Origin of the sequence: Microbispora sp. NBRC 16548 (assembly GCF_030268985.1) — a bacterium.
Lineage (GTDB): Bacteria > Actinomycetota > Actinomycetes > Streptosporangiales > Streptosporangiaceae > Microbispora > Microbispora catharanthi.
The window spans coordinates 1-15,079 of sequence record NZ_BSSF01000014.1 but is presented as its reverse complement, the minus strand read 5'-3'; the positions used below and the strand labels follow the sequence as shown (position 1 = coordinate 15,079).

At 70.5% G+C, this 15,079-nt stretch carries 12 protein-coding genes; 8 read left to right on the top strand and 4 right to left on the bottom strand.

The genetic code is table 11. The features are described 5' to 3' along the window. The first annotated feature begins 56 nt into the window (after positions 1-56). A complete protein-coding gene (locus QSK36_RS32120) occupies positions 57-1,070 on the top strand; it encodes an NAD(P)/FAD-dependent oxidoreductase (RefSeq protein WP_285784964.1) in 1,014 nt (337 codons plus the stop codon). A 93-nt stretch (positions 1,071-1,163) separates the two neighbouring features. Further along, a complete protein-coding gene (locus QSK36_RS32115; protein ID WP_285784963.1) occupies positions 1,164-2,768 on the top strand; it encodes an MFS transporter in 1,605 nt (534 codons plus the stop codon). Between the two features lie 100 nt (positions 2,769-2,868). On the opposite strand, the gene QSK36_RS32110 is transcribed toward QSK36_RS32115, so the two are convergent. Beyond that, the gene (locus QSK36_RS32110) at positions 2,869-3,804 is read right to left on the bottom strand and encodes an alpha/beta fold hydrolase (RefSeq protein WP_285784962.1); all 936 of its coding nucleotides are present in this window, start codon (positions 3,802-3,804) and stop codon (positions 2,869-2,871) included. Positions 3,805-3,841: 37 nt separating this feature from the next. Here QSK36_RS32110 and QSK36_RS32105 point away from each other — a divergent pair, with 37 nt between their 5' ends. Both QSK36_RS32105 and QSK36_RS32100 read left to right on the top strand, forming a co-directional pair. Continuing rightward, positions 3,842-4,387, top strand: coding sequence for a helix-turn-helix domain-containing protein (locus tag QSK36_RS32105; protein ID WP_183532563.1), 546 nt, complete (start codon positions 3,842-3,844; stop codon positions 4,385-4,387). Then, positions 4,384-5,136 carry a sulfite exporter TauE/SafE family protein gene (locus QSK36_RS32100; RefSeq protein ID WP_285784961.1) on the top strand — a complete coding sequence of 251 codons (753 nt, stop codon included), beginning with the start codon at positions 4,384-4,386 and terminating at the stop codon, positions 5,134-5,136. The genes QSK36_RS32105 and QSK36_RS32100 overlap by 4 nt, the downstream gene beginning before the upstream one ends. Before the next feature lie 92 nt (positions 5,137-5,228). Here QSK36_RS32100 and QSK36_RS32095 read toward each other — a convergent pair whose 3' ends face one another. Next, positions 5,229-5,597, bottom strand: a complete 369-nt coding sequence (locus tag QSK36_RS32095; protein ID WP_285784960.1) for a nuclear transport factor 2 family protein — start codon at positions 5,595-5,597, stop codon at positions 5,229-5,231. 136 nt (positions 5,598-5,733) lie between these two features. On the opposite strand from QSK36_RS32095, the gene QSK36_RS32090 reads away from it, so the two are divergent. Next, positions 5,734-6,390, top strand: a complete 657-nt coding sequence (locus QSK36_RS32090; protein ID WP_285784959.1) for a maleylpyruvate isomerase N-terminal domain-containing protein — start codon at positions 5,734-5,736, stop codon at positions 6,388-6,390. Between the two features lie 23 nt (positions 6,391-6,413). Here QSK36_RS32090 and QSK36_RS32085 read toward each other — a convergent pair whose 3' ends face one another. Further along, positions 6,414-9,224: an ATP-binding protein gene (locus QSK36_RS32085; protein WP_285784958.1), complete on the bottom strand. Its 2,811-nt coding sequence runs from the start codon at positions 9,222-9,224 to the stop codon at positions 6,414-6,416. A gap of 167 nt (positions 9,225-9,391) precedes the next feature. Here QSK36_RS32085 and QSK36_RS32080 point away from each other — a divergent pair, with 167 nt between their 5' ends. Further along, positions 9,392-9,748 (top strand): VOC family protein, encoded by a 357-nt coding sequence (locus QSK36_RS32080; protein WP_183532553.1) that lies wholly within the window; start codon positions 9,392-9,394, stop codon positions 9,746-9,748. Between the two features lie 79 nt (positions 9,749-9,827). After that, entirely contained in the window at positions 9,828-10,439 is a 612-nt protein-coding gene (locus tag QSK36_RS32075; protein WP_183532552.1) for a VOC family protein, read from the top strand. Positions 10,440-10,523: 84 nt separating this feature from the next. Here QSK36_RS32075 and QSK36_RS32070 read toward each other — a convergent pair whose 3' ends face one another. Further along, positions 10,524-11,150 (bottom strand): LysR substrate-binding domain-containing protein, encoded by a 627-nt coding sequence (locus QSK36_RS32070; RefSeq protein ID WP_285785120.1) that lies wholly within the window; start codon positions 11,148-11,150, stop codon positions 10,524-10,526. A gap of 706 nt (positions 11,151-11,856) precedes the next feature. Between QSK36_RS32070 and rpoB the strand changes: the two genes are divergently transcribed. Beyond that, positions 11,857-15,079 (top strand): DNA-directed RNA polymerase subunit beta (gene rpoB, locus QSK36_RS32065; RefSeq protein WP_285784957.1); only part of this gene is annotated, 3,223 nt, incomplete at its 3' end.

Below are 15,079 nucleotides of genomic sequence, written 5' to 3'. Positions count from 1 at the left end.
GTCCCACGTAGATGGCCCTGGTCCGCTGGGGCCATGCACCGAGGAGAAGTGAGGACATGTCTGTGCAGACTTCCGCATATGCGACCGACACGCTGCCGGCTGACACCGTCGACGTGGTGGTCATCGGCGGCGGCGCCGCAGGACTGAACGGTGCGCTGATGCTCGCCCGCTCCCGCCGCTCGGTCGTCGTGATCGACAGTGGCACCCCCCGCAACGCGCCTGCCGAGGCCATGCACGGCTTCATCGTGCTGGACGGCACGCCTCCCTCCGAGTTGCTCAGGCGGGGCCGGGAGCAGGTGCGCCAGTACGGCGGCCGAATCGTCTCCGGCGAAGTGATCTCGGCCGAGCCCGCCGCGGCATCGGCCGAGGGCGATCTGCGCTTCTCGTTCACCCTTGCCGACGGTCAGACGGTGACGGCGCGCCGCGTGCTGGTGGCCACCGGATTGCGGGACGTGCTGCCCGACATACCCGGCCTCGCGGAGCATTGGGGGCGCTGTGTGGTGCACTGCCCGTACTGCCATGGCTGGGAGGTACGCGACGAGCCCATCGGCATCCTCGCCACCGGGCCCGCCTCGATCCACCACGCGCTGCTGTTCCGCCAGCTGACCGACGACGTCATCTACTTCACCCGCGGCACCGCACTCGACGCGGGTGCCCGCGCGCGCTTCGCCGCCCGCAGCATCGCCGTCATCGACACCCCGGTGCAGGAGGTCGTGAGCAGCGAGGACGGCACTCTCGCCGGGGTACGCCTGGCCGACGGCACCCTCGTTCCCCGCCGCGTCCTCGCCGTCGTCACCGAGATGCAGGCCCGCACCGAGGGCCTGGACGGACTGAAACTGCCGGTGGAGGACCTGCCCGACAACATGGGCCGCCGCTTCGCCTCCGGCATGGCCGGCGCCACCGACGTGCCGGGAGTGTGGGTGGCCGGCAACGCCACCGACCTGACCGCCCAGGTGGGCGCCTCCGCCGCGGCCGGCGCTCTGGCCGGCTCCCACATCAACGCCCTGCTGGCCACCGCGGACACCGACGTGGCCCTCACCGCGGCCGAGGGCGTCCCTGCCACCGCCTGACGTCCGCACCCCGATCGGCCTGCGCCTTCCCCGGCTCATCGTCGTGGCGCGGACCTCACCTGCCCTTTTGCCCTGCCTTTTCGAGAGGAACTCATGAGCACGAACCAGCCCGCACAGGGGGCAACCGCCGAAGCAAGCGGCAGGGGTGCGCCGGACGCGCGCCGACTGCGCACCATCCTGATCGCCGTCTGTGTCGCGTTGATGGCGGTCATCGCCTCGGTGACCGGGTTGAACGTCGCGCAGCCTGACATGGCCGTCGAATTCGGCGCCTCACAGACCACAATCCTGTGGATCATCAACATCTACACCCTCACTCTGGCCGCGCTGCTGCTTCCGCTCGCCGCGATTGGTGACCGGCTGGGCCGCAAGCCCATGCTGATCACTGGTCTGATCATCTTCGGATTCGCCGGCGCGTCGGCCGGCCTGGCCCCGTCATCCGAGGTCATGATCGCCGCCCGTGTGCTCAGCGGTGTGGGCGCTGCGATGATCATGCCGATCACCCTCGCTGTGATCACCTCGACCTTCCCCGACGAGCAGCGCGGAAAGGCGATCGGCGTGTGGACCGGCGTCGCCGGAGGCGGCGGCATCATCGGCATGTTCCTCTCCGCCTTGCTTGTGGACGTGGCGGACTGGCGGTGGCTGTTCGTGCTGCCCGTCGTCCTGGTCGTCGTCTCGCTCGGCATGATGCGGTCCGTACCGAACTCTCGCGAGCACTCCTGGCACTCCTTCGACACCACGGGCGCACTGGCCTCCGTCGTCGCCGTGGTAGGCCTCATCTTCGTCCTGCAGGAAGGCCCGGAGCGCGGCTGGAGCGACCCTGTCACTCTGACCAGTCTCGTCGTCGGTCTGGTGGCCCTGATCTTCTTCGTGGCCTGGGAACTGCGCCGCAGGGACGCATCCCTGCTGGACGTGCGCCTCTTCCGCGAGCGCGGCCTGGCCGGCGGCTCCATCACACTGCTGGTGGTCTTCGGTGTCCAGGCGGGTGTCTTCGTGGTCCTCTTCCCATTCCTGCAAGCCGTCCTCGGCTGGTCGGGACTGCTGTCCACCCTGGCGATGATGCCCATGGCCGTGCTGATGATGATGACCTCCGGCTTGGCGCCCAAGCCGGCCGCGCGTATCGGCGCCCGCTCGACCATGGCGGCGGGAATCGCGCTGTTCGGTGCCGGTCTGGCCCTCATGGCCGGCATCGTTTCCGTCGACGGCGGCTACCTGTCCATCCTGCCCGGCATGCTCGCCATGGGCATCGGCATGGGCCTGTCGATGACCCCCTCCACCGAGGCCATCACCAGTTCCCTGTCGCGGGAGAAGCAGGGTGTCGCCTCCGCGCTCAACGACATCACCCGCGAGTTCGGCACCGCACTCGGCGTCGCCCTGCTCGGCGCCCTCCTGGCGAGTGGCTACCGCAGCGCCATCGATGACAGGCTCGGCGGCATCCCTCAAGGCGCGGCGGACGCTGCACGCCAGGGCGTCGCCAACGCCATCGAGGCCGCGGGCACTGCCGGCTCCCACGCGCGGGCGCTGGTTGATGCCGCCCGTCAGTCCTTCGTCGACGGCTGGCAGCAGGCCATGTGGGCAGGTGTCGTCGTCATGGGCGTCTTGTTCGTCTACACCGCCGTCCGCGGTCCGCAAAACAAGCTCTCCACGTCGGCGGACGAGGAGGAAACCCCCGGAGACCGACACCCCCAGGTGACCGCGTAAGAGCTGTCCTGGCCGCGATGCGTGCTCCATCCGGACACGACCGAGGCCGACCTCGCGGTCCTGCCGGAGGAGATCCGCGCCGCCGTATGACGCCGGGGGATCAGGCGGCGGCCGTCAGGTCGCGGATCGCCCGCAGCACCTCCTCGGCCCGCTCGACGTGCAGGTGCTGGTGGGAGGCACCGTCGATCACGCGCTGCTCTCCTCTGGGCACCGAGCGGGCGATCGCCGCGTGCAGGGCGCGTACCCCGTCGTGCGCCTCACGCATCACCTCCTCCGGCATGAACTTCGCCCAATAGGGGTTCACGCCGCCCGCGGTCAGCACGATCAGCGGGACGTCGGGCAGCGGTCCGCCGTCGCGCAGCTCGCCGTAGACCTCGGTCTCGAAGTTCTCCGTCTCCCGCAGGCTCGTCCGCCACGACGCCAGGTGGTGGCCGATCAGCGCCTCGCGCACCGGCGCGGGCCACTCGGCGTACAGGCGGGCGTACGCCTCGCGGGCGGCCCGGAGCTGCTCGTCGGTCAGCTCCGGCAGCCGCGCCGGGTCGGGCCGCATCCGCTCGGCCAGCTCGGCGGCCTGCGCCGGCATGTGGTCGAGGATGTCCTCGTGGCCGGGGTCGAGCAGGAGGAGACCGGCGACCTCGCCCGGGAAGAGCTGCGCGTACCGGCGCGCGTAGAAGGCGCCGAGGGAGTGGCCGACCAGGAGGAACGGGCCCGGAACCGCCGCGGCCCGCAGGAGGTCGCGCAGTTCGACGGCGACCTCGGCCGCGCCGCGGGGGAGGGGCGCGGACGTGCTCCAGCCCGTGCCGGCGCGGTCGTACAGCACGCTCGTGGTGAACGCGGCGGCGCCCTCCTGCACGTTCAGGAAGTCGAGGCCCACCAGGCCCGCGCCGGGCAGGAACACCACGCTCGGCCCGCCCGAGCCCGAGCGGTGCAGCATCAGGCGCCGTTCTCCGACGTCGTACAGGCGCCCCAGTGGCGGGGCAGTTGTCTCCGATGACGGTCGTCCCATGCCGTTCACTCCCACAGTGATCGTTCGCATTTCTGCGAAAGGTAGCACACGTGCGATCATCCGGACCATGGACGTGATGGAGGTGCTCGCGCACCCGGTGCGGCTGCGCGTCGTGCAGGCTCTGGCCGGCGGGCGGATTCTCACGACATCGCAGCTGTGCGAGCGCATCTCGGACGTGCACAAGGCGACCGTCTACCGCCATGTCCGCGCGCTCGCCGACGCCGGCGTGCTGGAGGTGGACGGCGAGCATCGTGTGCGCGGCGCGGTGGAACGACGCTACCGGCTGCGTGAGCGCGTGGTGATCGACGCCGACACCGTGGCGGCGATGTCGGCGGAGGACCACCGGCGCACCTTCGCCACGGCGATGGCCGCGCTGATCTCCGAGTTCGACGCCTACCTCGGTCTGGACGGCGCCGATCCGGTGGCCGACGAGGTGGGTTACCGGCAGCACGTGCTGTGGCTGAGCCGGGAGGAACGCGCCGAGATGATCGAGGAACTGCGTGCGGTGATCGTCGCGCGGATGAGGAACGAGCCCGCGCCGCACCGCAGGCGGCACCTGCTCAGCCCGATCCTGTTCCCGGTCGAGACGCCCCCGCCGGACGCCGGGGCGTGACCGGCCTCGGGGACGTCGCGCTGCTGGCCGCCGCCGGCACGCTCGCCGGGCTGGTCGGCACCGCGGGCGGCATCACGTCCCTCATCTCCTATCCGGCGCTGCTCGCGGCGGGCCTGTCCGCCCTCGCGGCCAACGTGGCCAACATCGTCGCGCTCGTCGCCTGCTGGCCCGGCTCGGCCCTGGCCTCGCAGCCCGAGCTGCGCGGGAAGGCGCCGTGGCTGCGGCGGTGGGTGCCGCTGTCGGCGCTCGGCGGGGCGGCGGGGGCGGCGTTGCTGCTGTCCACTCCGCCCGGTGTCTTCGCCCGCGTCGTGCCGTTCCTCGTGGCCGCGGGTTCGCTGGCGCTGCTCGCGCAGCCCCGCCTCGCCGTACGCCACGAGCGGCGCGGTTCACCTGACGCCGTTCTTCCGCTCGGGCTGACCGCCCTGTCGGTCTACAACGGATATTTCGGCGCCGGGTCGGGGGTGATGATCCTCGCCCTCCTCCTGGTGACCGCCGAGCCGCGACTGCCCGCCGCCAACGCCCTGAAGAACATGCTCCTCGGCGCCGGCGCACTGGTCTCCGCGGCCGGATTCGCCGTCTTCGGGCCTGTCGACTGGGCCGCCGTCGCCCCTCTCGCCGCGGGGCTGTTCGCCGGGTCCACGCTCGGTCCCCGGGTCACCCGGCGCCTGCCGGCCGGGCTGCTGCGCTGGCTGGTCGCCCTGATCGGTCTCGGCCTGGCGGTCCGCCTGTGGGTCGCACCGGGCACCTGATCGCCGGTCCACGCCCCGCGCCGGCGGCGGTGGCGTCGGTTGCCGGGTCGGCAGCAGGGCCTGGCTGGTCGGATGTGGAACCGCAGGCGCGTTCAGCCCGCTGTCGCACCGGCCGGGTTCGCGTCGTCACCGAGATACGTCCCATACCCGTCGATCACCAGCGGGCCGTCGAAGATCAGCACCTCGTTGACCAGGCCGCCCTTTTGATTGCGGTAGTTGATGACCAGGCAGTCGACGCCGACGTAGGCGTTGAGGACCTCGAACCGCAGGTCGGGGATGCGCCGCAGCCCCTCAGCCCAGTAGGCGCGCAGCGCCGCCTTGCCTTGGATGGTCCCATCGCCGCCGACAAGCTGCGCCGCGACCGGCGAACGGAACGTCACGTCCTCCGCGAAGTGAGCCAACACCGCGTCCACGTCATGGGCGTTCCACGCCGCCACCCAGCTGTCCACGAACTCTCGCACCGCACCATGATCCATATAGGCGAGTATGTCGGACCCCGCCCAGCGGCGGCTGCATCCCCGCGGCTTCCATCGGGCACGCGCGCCGACCGCCCGAATGCGTTTGTGCGCGATCGACGCGCCGCACTACCTTGCCAGTGTGGATCTCTTCGCGCGCTCGTGGACGGCATTGCGCAGGGCGGTCGCCGAACTGCCGGACGAGGACTTCGCACAGCCGTCCGGCTGTGCCGGCTGGCTCGTGCGGGATCTGGTGTGTCATCTGGTGATCGACGCTCAGGACGTGCTGATCACCCTCGTGACCCCGGCGGAAACGGAACCGACCCGTGACGCGGTGACCTATTGGGAGGTCTCCGCGACGCCGCCGACCGGCGACGATCCGCTCGACGCGCTGATCGTCCGGCTGGCCGCCGCCTACGAGGAGCCTCGGCTGCTCAAGTTCCATCTCGACGACGTCGGCTCCGCCGCGGGCCGCGCCGCGGGGCTCGCCGACCCGGACCTCCGGGTCGGCACCCGCGGCGAGGTCCTCACCGCGGGCGACTACCTTTCGGCGTACGTCCTGGAGTGGACGCTGCACCACCTCGACCTGGTCGCGCATCTACCGAACGCGGCGGAACCGCCCGCCGAGGGGCTCGCCCGATCCCGCGAGATGCTGGAGAAGATCGCCGGGACCGCCTTCCCCGCGTCGTTCTCCGACAAGGACGCGCTGCTGGTCGGCACGGGACGCCGTGTTCCGACCGATGCCGAGAAGGCCGAACTGGGCGAGCTGGCCGCAAGACTCCCGTTCGTCCTCGGCTGACGTCCGGTGGTCGTGCTCGGCGGCTATCGCTCCGAGGTCATCGTCGATGCCGGGGCAGGGGCCATCGGGGCGAGGCCGAGGCCGGCGAGCACGGCCGCGCCGCGCTCGGCATGGTCGCCCCCGGCGAGCACCAGGGTCCGTGCGTACTGGTAGCGGCAGTCGGCGGCGTCGAACGCGTCCGCCGCGGCGAGCAGCGCCTCCTGGTCGTCGTCGAGCAGGGCTTCTGCTCGCTCCACGATGGCACCGGCCACCGGGTTGCCGGCCACGACGGCCTGGGCCTCCGCCAGGCAGTCGCGACCCCCCGGGCTCCCGGCGAGCACGGCGGCCTCGGCGCGCAGCGCGACATACCAGTGATGCCAGATCCAGGTGACCCACTTCCACACCTGCCTGGGCTCGGGGGCCATCCGCTCCAGCGCCTCCGGTGCCCGCCCATGGTGGAGCAGGAGCATGGCGTCGAAAACCGCCCCGTAGCCGTAGGTATGCTCCGGTGAGGTGCCGAGCTGATCCAGGATCTCTAGCCATTCGCGCCTGGCGCCATGGTCGTCGCGCAGGCCGTGGACCATCGCCACACCGGCCACCGCCGGGGCGAGGATGGACCGGGCGGGGCTGCCTGCCCGCCGCCATGCGTCGAGGAACCGGACGCTGCCGGGGAGCACCTCGTCGACGTCGCCCGCCAGCGCAGCAACCATCAGGAGCCGGCAGGTGGCGCGGTGACCGATCTCCGCCAGCGACGGATGGTCGGCCAGTTGCCGTGCCCATCGGCGGGCGCCCGGCACATCTCCCGCGCCGAGGCCGGCCTCGGTGACTATACCGAGCGCGTCGATCAGCTCGTGAGTGCCGGCCGGCGAGATCGGCAGGGACGCCAGGAGCGTGATCCGGCGCCGGGCCGTGGCCGCGGTGGCGAACGTGTCGCCGGCCCAGCTTTGAGCGCCGGTGAGCGCGTCGAGTGCGGCCGACTCGGTGAGCGGGTCGCCGGTCCGGCGGGCGAGCTCGACCGCGCGCTCGGCGCGCGCGATCGTCTCCGGTACGGCATTGCCGGCCGGGCCCTGGGCGGCGCCGAACGCGTCGGTGAGCACCGCGGCCTCGGCCAGCGCCACCGCGGCCTGTGCGGCCAGGTCGTCGCCGGCCGACTCCCGCGCCTCGGTGATCAGCGCGAGCGCCTCCTCCAGGGACGGGAGCCGCACGAACGTGGTCGAGAACCGGAAGGCGATGGTGGCGGCGGTCGCCAGGTCGGCGGCGGCGCCGGCGGTGTCGCCGGCGCCGCGGGCGGCGTCCGCGGCCGCGAGACGCAGGCGGTACATGTCATCGCCGGTCGTACGGCAGCCGGCCACGGCCGCGGCCTGCCGGAGCATCGACGCGGTGGCGGCGGGGTCGGTCGCGAGCTCGGCCGCCTGCTCATAGCGCCGCTGGGACTCGCCGGTCAGGTGACGGGTGAAGGTCAGCTCCGCCAGGTGCCGGGCGAGCTCGTACGCGTCCGCGCGCTGCTCCGGCCGGTCGGCCGCCCACGCCAGGGCCGCGCGGAGGTCGTCCGCCATCAGATCGAACCGGGCCCGCCAGTCCTGTCGCACCACTGCCAGGCCGGCGGCCTCGGCCAGGCACCAGCGAAGGTGCCGGGATCGGGCGTCGACCAGCTCATCGGCCTCGGCGAGCCGCTCCGTCGCGTACTGGCGGATCGTCTCCAGCGCGCGGTACTCCGTGCCGCCAGGGGACGCCGTCACCACCAGCAGGCTCTGTTCGGCGAGCCGGGCCAGTCCGTCGGCGACCATGCCTTCCTCGTCCCCGGTCACCTCCGCCACCGCGGCAGCGGTGAACGGCGCCACGAACACCGACACCCGGCGCAGCAGCGCCCGGTCGGCCGGCGCCAGCAGGGCGTGGCTCCAGTCCAGCGCAGCCCGCACCGAACGGTGCCGTTCATCGGCGCGGGAGCCGCCGGTGAGCATCCGGAGCGGGTGGGACAGTGCGGCGGCGATGCCGTCGAGCCCGAGAGTGGGATATCGGGCGGCGGCCAGCTCGATCGCCAGAGCCATTCCGTCCAGCCGCGCACAGATCGCGGCGATCTGGTCGCGCAGTGGAGGATCCAGCGGGGAGCCGACCGCCGCCGCCCGATCCATGAACAACGCGACCGCGTCCGACTCGCCGTCGACGGCCAGCGACAGCGGCGGGACCGCGTACACCCGTTCGAACGGCACCATCAGCCGTGCCCGGCTGGTCGCCAGCACCGTCAACCGAGGGCACCTCGCCAGCAGCCGCTCGATGAGCAGGGCGACCCCGTGCACTACTTGCTCGCAGTTGTCCAGCACCAGCAGCGCATGACGGTCGGCCAGCGCGGCGACCACGGACTCGGTCATGTCGCGGCCGGGCTGTTCACCGAGGCCGAGCGCCGCGGCGACCGCAGTCGCGATCATGTCAGGATCGGTGACCGGGACGAGGTCGACGAACCACACCCCGTCGGAGTACCCGCCGGCCGCCTCCGCGGCCACGGCCAGCGCGAGCCTGGTCTTGCCCACTCCGCCGGGACCGACCGCGGTCACCTGACGGTGTGCTTTGATCAGCCCGGTCAGCTCGGTCCGCTCGCTCACCCGGCCGACGAACGAGGTCAGCGGGGCCGGCAGAACCGGCGCGCGGTGCGAGGGCGCGCCGGCCGGCGTGGGCGCACGCTGGGCGAGCGCCCGCCGATCCTGCACCCCCAGCTTGCGCAGCAGGGAGGCGACGTGACTCTCGACGGTACGCACCGAGATGAACAGCCGGGCCGCGATCTCGGCGTTGCTGAGATGGGCTCCGACCAGTTCCAGCACCTCGGCTTCCCGAGGTGAGATCTCCGCTCCTGTCACCACTGTCCCAGTTTGCCGTATCCCCTTCACGAGCGATCCGTGCCGCCGATCCGTGTGGTCGGTCCGTGGCCGATTCCGTGGTCACCACGGATGCCGGCCAACCAGGCCGGGAGAAAAGCTGTGAACACGCGAACGGCGGGTCGACGCGACCCACGACTACAGGAGTGACCATGACCGGCTCTTCCACCCAGGGCATCAGGACCGTGCTGCACCCTGTGTCCGAGCTGGCGAAGGCCAAGGCGGTGTACGCGGCCCTGCTCGGTGTCCGGCCGCAGACCGACTCGTCCTACTACGTCGGCTTCGAGGCAGAGGGCCAGCACATCGGGCTGGTGCCGGGCGGTGGACCGCAGGGCATGACCTCGCCGGTGGCCTACTGGCACGTGCCGGACATCGAGGCGCGGCTGGCCGAGCTGATCGCCGCAGGGGCCGTCGTGAAGGAGGCCGCGCACGAGGTCGGTGGCGGCCGCCTGGTGGCCACCGTCACCGACCCCGACGGCAACGTCCTCGGCCTCCTGCAGGACCGTTGAGCGCCCCCTGCCCCCTGCCGTGTCCGTCCCCCATTACGGCTGGCACGACCACGAACCCACCTCGCCGAAAGGACCTGCCATGACCTCCTTCGAATCCGTGATCCTCGAAGTTCCCGACCCCACGGCCGCGGACGCCTTCTACGAAGCCTTCGGTCTGGGCCCGTACGTGAACGTGCGCGCCTCGGATGCGCCGACGACCGGTTTCCGTGGGTTCGCGCTGTCACTCGTGGCGTCCCAGCCGGCCGACGTCGACGCCCTCGTCGGTGCCGCCCTCGACGCCGGCGCCACGACGCTGAAGCCGGCCACGAAGGGGTTCTGGGGCTACGGCGGCGTCGTACGCGCCCCGGACGGGACGATCTGCAAGATCGCAACCTCGAACAAGAAGGACACCGGCCCCGCAACCCGGCATATCGACCAGGTTGCGCTTCTCTTGGGCGTGGCCGACGTCAAGGCGAGCAAGCGGTTCTACGTCGACCGTGGCCTGGCCGTGGGGAAGAGCTTCGGCGGCAAGTACGTCGAGTTCGACACCCCGGCGTCGGCCGTCACGCTGGCGCTCTACCCGCGCCGCGCCCTCGCCAAGGACACCGGCGTATCCCAGGAGGGCGCTGGATCGCACCGGATCGTGATCGGCGGCGATGCCGGACCCTTCACCGACCCGGACGGTTTCGTCTGGGAGGCCGCATCCGTCTGAGGCGGGCGGCCGGCTCGCGTCGGCCTTCGCACGCGACATGCCCCGGCGAAGCCCGCGGCCCACACGTGCCGCGCCGCGGTTTGGCTACCCGGCGGGGTGTTCCTCACACAACAGCATCGCCCCCCGGCCCGCCGCCGCCAATGTGAGCCCTTCCTGCAGCGTGCCGACCCTCGGACCGGCACCGATCGGACGTCCCTGCGGGGTGGCGGCGGGCGCGACGGCGGCGCGCCAGTATGCCGGTGCCGGGCTGTCCACTCCGATCAGCTCGCACCCGGCCACCTCCTCCGCCTGCACGAAGGAGCGGCCCGCGAAGGCATGGCCCGTCGAGACGGCGAGCGTCTGCGGCTGCCGCGAGAACACCGCCCCCACCACCGGGTCGTCCTCCACGACCGGCGTCAGGACGACCGCCAGGTCCGCCTCATCCCGCCGCAGGGCGCCGAACGGGTCGCGCAGCGGCACCTCCACCAGCTCCGCGGCGCAGCGGGGGTGCCGCCCCGCTCGAACAGGGCCACGGCGCTCATCACGTGGTCGTTGACGGCGCCCTGGAAGCCGATCCGCAGTGATTACAGCCGTTCCCCCGCACGCCCGAAGTGCAACACCTCGGCGAGCACGAGGAAACACTCCAGCTCGCGCATCTCCAGGCCGCTCATACCCGGGCCGCCTCTCCTTTCGCGATGTCACGATCGGGGCCCCGGACGCCGGACCGGTCATCGATGAGCCCGGTCGATCGAAGGATGAGAGAACGGCCGTTGTTCCCGGTGACCCTCCCCGGTTGCCTGGAGCGGTGACGGAAACACTGCGAGAAATCGCCCCTGGCAGATCGGTGCTGCGCGGCTGGGCGGGCGTCTTCGCCGTGGCCACCGCCACGTTCACGGTCGTGACCTCCGAGATGCCGCCGGTGGGAATGCTCACACCGATCGGCCGGACATTGCGGGTCGGCGAGGGGACGGCCGGGCTGACGTTGACGGTTACCGGGCTGGTGGCCGCGGTGTCGGCGCCGCTGATCTGGGCGCGCTGGCGCAGCCGGCGGGGGAGCGGGAGGTCCGCACGGGCCTGGTCGCGACCGCGCTGGTGGGCGGGCGTACGGCGCAGGTGCTGGGGATCGCACCGGTCATGTGGGTGGCGGGTGCGCCGGCCGCGGCGGCCCTGCTCATCGTTCTGCCCAGATCGGGCACGACGGTGCGCCGCAGGTGAGCGGCCGATGGGATTTTGCGAGTGTTGCTTGACGATTTTTGTGGGGGCGTGCGATCCTGATTACGGGATCGAGATTGACACTTCAGATAGGCGTGGACATTCGTTTGCATTTCGCTTTATGATGCCCTTCCGCGCTCGCTCTCGGCATCCCATTCCTCCACATCGGCTGAGCTGTCGTCCGGCGTGCGCGTAGTCGGTCCGCGAGTCCTCGGAAGGACATCTGTTGGCAGCCTCGCCCCACCCCTTCGCCGTACCGTCCGGCCCTCACCGCGTCTCTTTCGCGCGTATCGAGGAGCCGCTCGAAGTGCCCGACCTTCTCGCCCTGCAGACCGAGTCCTTTGACTGGCTGCTCGGGAACGAGAAATGGAAGGGCCGGGTTGAGGCGGCTCGCCAGGCCGGGCGCAAGGACGTCCCGGCCCAGTCGGGTCTCGAAGAGATCTTCGAGGAGATCAGTCCCATCGAGGACTTCTCCGGAACCATGTCCCTGTCGTTCCGGGACCACAGGTTCGAGCCGCCCAAGTACTCAGTCGATGAGTGCAAAGACAAGGACATGACCTACTCCGCCCCGATGTTCGTCACGGCGGAGTTCATCAATAACACCACAGGTGAGATCAAGAGCCAGACGGTGTTCATGGGCGATTTCCCGCTCATGACGTCGAAGGGCACCTTCATCGTCAACGGCACCGAGCGTGTCGTGGTCTCCCAGCTCGTCCGGTCGCCTGGCGTCTATTTTGATCGCAGCGTCGACAAGACATCGGACAAGGACCTGTTCGGCTGCCGGGTGATCCCGTCGCGCGGCGCGTGGCTCGAGTTCGAGATCGACAAGCGCGACAGTGTCGGCGTGCGCATCGACCGCAAGCGCAAGCAGCCCGTCACGGTGCTGCTGAAGGCGCTCGGCTGGACCAGCGACCAGATTCTGGAGCGTTTCGGTCAGTACGAGTCGATGCGGGCGACTCTGGAGAAGGACCACACCTCCGGCCAGGACGACGCGCTGCTGGACATCTACCGCAAGCTGCGTCCGGGCGAGCCGCCGACCAGGGAGTCGGCGCAGGCGCTGCTGGAGAACCTGTATTTCAACCCGAAGCGCTACGACCTCGCCAAGGTCGGCCGTTACAAGATCAACAAGAAGCTGGGCGTCCAGGCCGACATCACCCAGGGCACGCTGACCGACGAGGACATCGTGTCCACCATCGAGTACATCGTCCGGCTGCACGCCGGTGAGGAGTCGATGCGAGTCGCCGGCAGCGAGGTCATCGTCGAGACCGACGACATCGACCACTTCGGCAACCGCCGTCTGCGCACGGTGGGCGAGCTGATCCAGAACCAGGTCCGCCTGGGCCTGGCCCGCATGGAGCGCGTCGTCCGCGAGCGCATGACGACGCAGGACGTCGAGGCGATCACGCCGCAGACCCTGATCAACATCCGCCCGGTCGTGGCGTCGATCAAGGAGTTCTTCGGCACCTCGCAGCTGTCGCAGTTCATGGACCACATCAACCCGCTGGCGGCCCTGACGCAGAAACGGCGTCTGAACGCGCTGGGCCCGGGTGGTCTGTCGCGTGAGCGGGCCGGCTTCGAGGTCCGCGACGTGCACCCCTCGCACTACGGCCGCATGTGCCCGATCGAGTCGCCGGAAGGCCCGAACATCGGTCTGATCGGCTCGCTGGCCTCCTACGGGCGGGTCAACGCCTTCGGCTTCGTCGAGACGCCCTACCGGAAGGTCGTCGACGGCAGGGTGACCGACGAGATCGACTACCTGACCGCGGACGAGGAGGACCGGTACGTCAAGGCGCAGGCCAACACGGCCCTCAATCCTGACGGCTCGTTCGCCGAGGCTCGGGTCCTGGTGCGCACCAAGGGCGGTGAGACCGAGCTCGCCCGTGCCGAGGAGGTCGACTACATCGATGTGTCGCCGCGCCAGATGGTGTCGGTCGCGACCGCCATGATCCCGTTCCTGGAGCACGACGACGCCAACCGGGCGCTGATGGGTTCGAACATGCAGCGTCAGTCGGTGCCTCTGCTCAAGAGCGAGGCTCCGCTGGTCGGCACGGGTATGGAGTACCGCGCCGCGACCGATGCCGGTGATGTCATCACGGCCGAGAAGGCCGGTGTGGTGGAGGAGGTCTCCGCCGACTACATCACGGTGATGAACGACGACGGCACGCGGACGACGTATCGGGTCGCGAAGTTCAAGCGGTCGAACCAGGGCACCTGCTTCAACCAGAAGCCGATCGTGGCCGAGGGCGACCGGGTCGAGCAGGGTCAGGTCGTCGCCGACGGTCCGTGCACCGACAACGGTGAGATGGCGCTGGGCAAGAACCTGCTGGTGGCGTTCATGCCGTGGGAGGGCCACAACTACGAGGACGCGATCATCCTGTCCCAGCGTCTGGTGCAGGACGACGTGCTGTCGTCGATTCACATCGAGGAGCACGAGGTCGACGCCCGCGACACCAAGCTGGGGCCCGAGGAGATCACCCGGGATATCCCGAACGCCTCCGAGGACGCCCTGGCCGACCTGGACGAGCGGGGCATCATCCGGATCGGCGCCGAGGTGGTGACCGGTGACATCCTGGTGGGGAAGGTCACTCCCAAGGGTGAGACGGAGCTGACTCCCGAGGAGCGGCTGCTGCGTGCGATCTTCGGTGAGAAGGCGCGTGAGGTCCGTGACACCTCGTTGAAGGTGCCGCACGGTGAGTCCGGCAAGGTCATCGGGGTGCGGGTGTTCAGCCGGGAGGAGGGTGACGAGCTTCCTCCGGGTGTCAACGAGCTGGTGCGCGTGTACGTGGCGCAGAAGCGCAAGATCACCGATGGTGACAAGCTCGCCGGCCGTCACGGCAACAAGGGCGTCATCTCCAAGATCCTGCCGGTGGAGGACATGCCGTTCCTTGAGGACGGCACGCCGGTCGACATCGTCCTCAACCCGCTGGGTGTGCCCGGCCGGATGAACGTCGGCCAGGTGCTGGAGACCCATCTCGGGTGGATCGCCGCCCGCGGATGGGACATCAGCGGGGTGGAGGAGGCCTGGGCCGAGCGCCTGCGCGACAAGGGCATGGACAGGGTCGAGCCCTGGACCAACGTCGCCACGCCGGTGTTCAACGGTGCCGGCCAACAAGAGATCATCGGTCTTCTGGGCAGCACCCTCGTCAATCGCGACGGCGACCGGATGGTGATGCCCAGTGGCAAGGCGCGGCTGTTCGACGGCCGCTCCGGCGAGCCGTTCCCGCACCCGATCGCGGTGGGCTACATCTACATCCTGAAGCTGCTGCACCTGGTCGACGACAAGATCCACGCTCGCTCGACCGGTCCGTACTCGATGATCACCCAGCAGCCGCTGGGTGGTAAGGCGCAGTTCGGCGGCCAGCGCTTCGGCGAGATGGAGGTGTGGGCTCTGGAGGCCTACGGCGCGGCGTACGCGCTGCAGGAGCTGCTGACGATCAAGTCCGACGACG

Excerpts from the sequence above, each read along its gene's own strand:
- QSK36_RS32070 (WP_285785120.1), bottom strand. The coding sequence starts at position 11,150 with ATGACCGGTCCGGCGTCCGGGGCCCCGATCGTGACATCGCGAAAGGAG.
- QSK36_RS32080 (WP_183532553.1), top strand. The coding sequence starts at position 9,392 with ATGACCGGCTCTTCCACCCAGGGCATCAGGACCGTGCTGCACCCTGTG.
- QSK36_RS32075 (WP_183532552.1), top strand. The coding sequence starts at position 9,828 with ATGACCTCCTTCGAATCCGTGATCCTCGAAGTTCCCGACCCCACGGCC.
- QSK36_RS32110 (WP_285784962.1), bottom strand. The coding sequence starts at position 3,804 with ATGCGAACGATCACTGTGGGAGTGAACGGCATGGGACGACCGTCATCG.
- QSK36_RS32105 (WP_183532563.1), top strand. The coding sequence starts at position 3,842 with ATGGACGTGATGGAGGTGCTCGCGCACCCGGTGCGGCTGCGCGTCGTG.
- QSK36_RS32115 (WP_285784963.1), top strand. The coding sequence starts at position 1,164 with ATGAGCACGAACCAGCCCGCACAGGGGGCAACCGCCGAAGCAAGCGGC.
- QSK36_RS32120 (WP_285784964.1), top strand. The coding sequence starts at position 57 with ATGTCTGTGCAGACTTCCGCATATGCGACCGACACGCTGCCGGCTGAC.